Genomic DNA, 3138 nt, shown 5'->3' with positions numbered 1-3138 from the left:
GAGCGTGACCAGGATGGTCGAGTTCAGCGCCACCGGCACGAACGGGAACAGGAAACCGGCGCTGATGACCGCCGGACCGCCGAGCACGGCGGTGAGCGCGGCGGCACCGCCCGGCGGGTGCAGGCAGCGCGTGAACGACATCGCCGCGATCGCCAGCGCCACGGCAAGGCCGGACGCGATCACCGGATCGTGCACGAAATGCGCCACGGTGACGCCGACCAGCGCCGAGATCGAATTGCCGCCGATGATCGACCAGGGCTGCGCCAGCGGGCTCGCCGGCACGGCGAAGAGAAGCACGGCCGAGGCGCCCATCGGCGCCACCAGCAGCGCCACATGCGGGCCGCCGCCCATCGCCAGCCCGCTGATCACGCCGGTCAGCGCGATGCCGATCGTGGCGCCGATGCAGGCCAGCAGCCGCTCGCGCAGCGTTGCGCCGGCAAGGATGGGGACAAAAAGGCGGAACGCCATGGCAAATCCTGAATGCAAGAGAAATTGCGCTGCCCGCAATGCAGCCGCGGTCGCGGATTTGGAAGCCAAACCAATCCGCGCATTTGCGATTGCGGAGAATATTATTGCGCGACGCGGGTCAGAGGGCTGTCGCCTGCGGCCTTCGCTTTCTCAATCGCGCCAAGGCCATGCGGTCGTGTGCGGAATCGATCCCTCAACCCGGGTTGTCTTCGCAGGTCAGGCCGGTGCCGCCGCCGCCGCCAGTCCGCGCAACAGGTCGGCCTTGAGGTCGTCGACGTCCTCGAGCCCGACTTGGAGGCGGACCAGCGGCCCCTCATAGGAGCCCTTGGCGACGGTGCGGTCGCCGAGGAAGACCGGCACCGCCAGGCTCTCATAGCCGCCCCAGGAATAGCCAAGGCCGAAGATCTTCAGCGCGTCGAGAAAGGCGTGCTGCGCCTTCTGCACGCCGCCCTTGAGCACGATCGAGAAGACGCCGCTCGAGCCGCAGAAGTCGCGCTTCCAGAGCGCGTGGTCGGGATGGCTCTCCAGCGCCGGGTAGAGCACCTGCGCCACGCCGGGCTGCTCCTCGAGCCAGCTCGCCAGGGCAAGCGTGCTCTTCCGGTGATGCTCGAGCCGGACCCCCATCGTGCGCAGGCCGCGCAGCACCTGGTAGATGTCGTCCGGGCCGGAGCAGCAGCCAAACGTGCAAAAACCCTCGTAGAGCTGCTTCCAGTACGTCTCGTTGGCCGAGACGGTGCCGAGCAGCACGTCCGAATGGCCGGCTGGGTATTTCGTCGCCGCATGGATCGAGATGTCGACGCCATGGTCGAGCGGCTTGAAATAGAGCGGCGTCGCCCAGGTGTTGTCCATCATGACGATGGCTCCGGCTTGATGCGCCGCCTTGGCGATCGCCGGGATGTCCTGCACCTCGTAGGTGTTCGATCCCGGCGATTCCGTAAACACCACCTTGGTGTTGGGCTTGATCAGCGCGGCGATGCCGGCGCCGATGTGCGGATCGTAATACTCGACCTCGACGCCCAGCCGCTTCAGCATCGTGTCGGCGAAGTGCCGTGTCGGGTGATAGACGCTGTCGACGATCAGGAGATGGTCGCCCGCCGCGAGGAAGGTGAGCAGCGGCACCGTCACCGCCGCCAGGCCGGACGGCACCGCGATCGTGCCGGCCGAACCCTCCAGGGCGTCGACGGCCTGCGTCAGCGCGTCCATGGTCGGCGTGCCGCGCGTGCCGTAGGTGTATTTCTGGCTGCGCGCCGCCATCGACGCCGCGTCGGGATAGAGGACCGTCGAGGCATGCACGACCGGCGGATTGACGAAGCCGAAATAGTCGCGCGGATTGTTGCCGGAATGGGCAAGCCGCGTGTTGATTCCCATTTCGCCGTTGTCTTTTGCCATGTCTCTCGCCTGTGGTGGGGGTGACGCCAGCCATAATGCGGCGGCTCGGACCACGCAACCGCCCGGTGCCCGCCAGTCGGCGGTGTTTCAATGTGCCAAATCCTTGCCGGGCGGACCGCGGCGGAGCCTGCTTAGGCGCCGGGCGATCGGACTTTGATCCGACTATCAGGCCGGGTGGGAACGTTATATGTTACACGTCTAATATGATCATTGCCGGGTTGCCTTGATGCGCGCCGGACAATTTATCTGGCCGCGGTCCCGTCTCCCCCGCAATGCAGGCACTTCGCGCTAACCAAGGGGAGGACTGTAATGCCCGACGTCAAGTGGACGATGAAGGCACGCGAATTCGTCAACTGCAACTGCGCCTATGGCTGCCCGTGCCAGTTCAACGCCTTGCCAACCGAAGGGTTCTGCCAGGCGGTGGTCGGCATGGAAATCGAAAAGGGCCAGCACGGCGACACCAGGCTTGACGGCTTGCGCTTCGCCGGCGTCTTTCGCTGGCCGGGTGCGATCCACCACGGCAAGGGCGAGGCCGCGGTGGTCATCGACGAGCGGGCGACGCAGGCGCAGCGCGACGCGCTGCTTCGCATCCTGAGCGGCCAGGATACCGAGCCCGGCGCCACCATCTTCCAGGTCTTCTCGACCACGCTGGAGAAAGTCCACGATCCGATCTTCGCCGCGATCGACTTCAACGTCGACATCGACGCAAGGACGGCCCGGTTGAGCGTGCCTGGCATTGCCGAGGGGCACGGCGAGCCGATCAAGAACCCTGTTACCGGCGCCGAGCATCGGGCGCGCATCGACCTGCCGCATGGCTTCGAATACACGCTCGCTGAAGCCGGGCGCGGCTGGACCAAGGCGACCGGCCCGATCAAATTCGAGGTCGCGGACACGCACAGCCACTTCGCTGAAATCCACCTTTCGCAAAGCGGCGTCGTGCACTGACGCCGCCATGACCGACACGGCCCTCGAGGCGGTGCTGCGACGCGACCGCGCGGTCGTCGCCGCGGCGCTCGTCGTCATTGCGGTGCTCGCCTGGGCCTATCTGCTGTGGCTCGCCGCCGACATGAGCATGCCCGCCACGCCCGCGCAGGCGGGCGGCGACATGGCCGGCATGAACATGTCCGATACGAGCACCATGGACATGAGCGGCATGGACATGCCGGGCATGGATATGGGCGAGGCGGTCGCGCCGGCCTTCCGCGCCTGGGCGGCGGCCGATTTCGGCTTCATCTTCGCCATGTGGGCGGTGATGATGGTCGGCATGATGACGCCGTCGGT

The 3138-nt window shown here is 66.5% G+C and carries 3 protein-coding genes and 1 pseudogene; 2 read left to right on the top strand and 2 right to left on the bottom strand.

The genetic code is table 11. From position 1 onward, the window contains the following. The coding region (locus tag EN738_RS32900; RefSeq protein ID WP_189606100.1) for an HPP family protein at nt 1-468 on the bottom strand (468 nt) is incomplete at its 3' end. A gap of 216 nt (nt 469-684) precedes the next feature. Further along, nucleotides 685-1857 (bottom strand): cystathionine beta-lyase, encoded by a 1173-nt coding sequence (locus EN738_RS32895; protein ID WP_127287198.1) that lies wholly within the window; start codon nt 1855-1857, stop codon nt 685-687. A gap of 309 nt (nt 1858-2166) precedes the next feature. Between EN738_RS32895 and EN738_RS32890 the strand changes: the two genes are divergently transcribed. Both EN738_RS32890 and EN738_RS32885 read left to right on the top strand, forming a co-directional pair. Next, nucleotides 2167-2802 carry a DUF1326 domain-containing protein gene (locus EN738_RS32890; protein WP_127287197.1) on the top strand — a complete coding sequence of 212 codons (636 nt, stop codon included), beginning with the start codon at nt 2167-2169 and terminating at the stop codon, nt 2800-2802. Nucleotides 2803-2809: 7 nt separating this feature from the next. Then, a pseudogene (locus EN738_RS32885) lies at nt 2810-3138 on the top strand (DUF2182 domain-containing protein); the annotation flags it as partial.

This window comes from Mesorhizobium sp. M4B.F.Ca.ET.017.02.2.1 (assembly GCF_003998955.1).
In the GTDB taxonomy this organism is placed as follows: Bacteria; Pseudomonadota; Alphaproteobacteria; order Rhizobiales; family Rhizobiaceae; genus Mesorhizobium; species Mesorhizobium abyssinicae.
The sequence above is the reverse complement of the archived record's forward strand: the minus strand, read 5'-3'. Positions and strand labels throughout refer to the sequence as shown.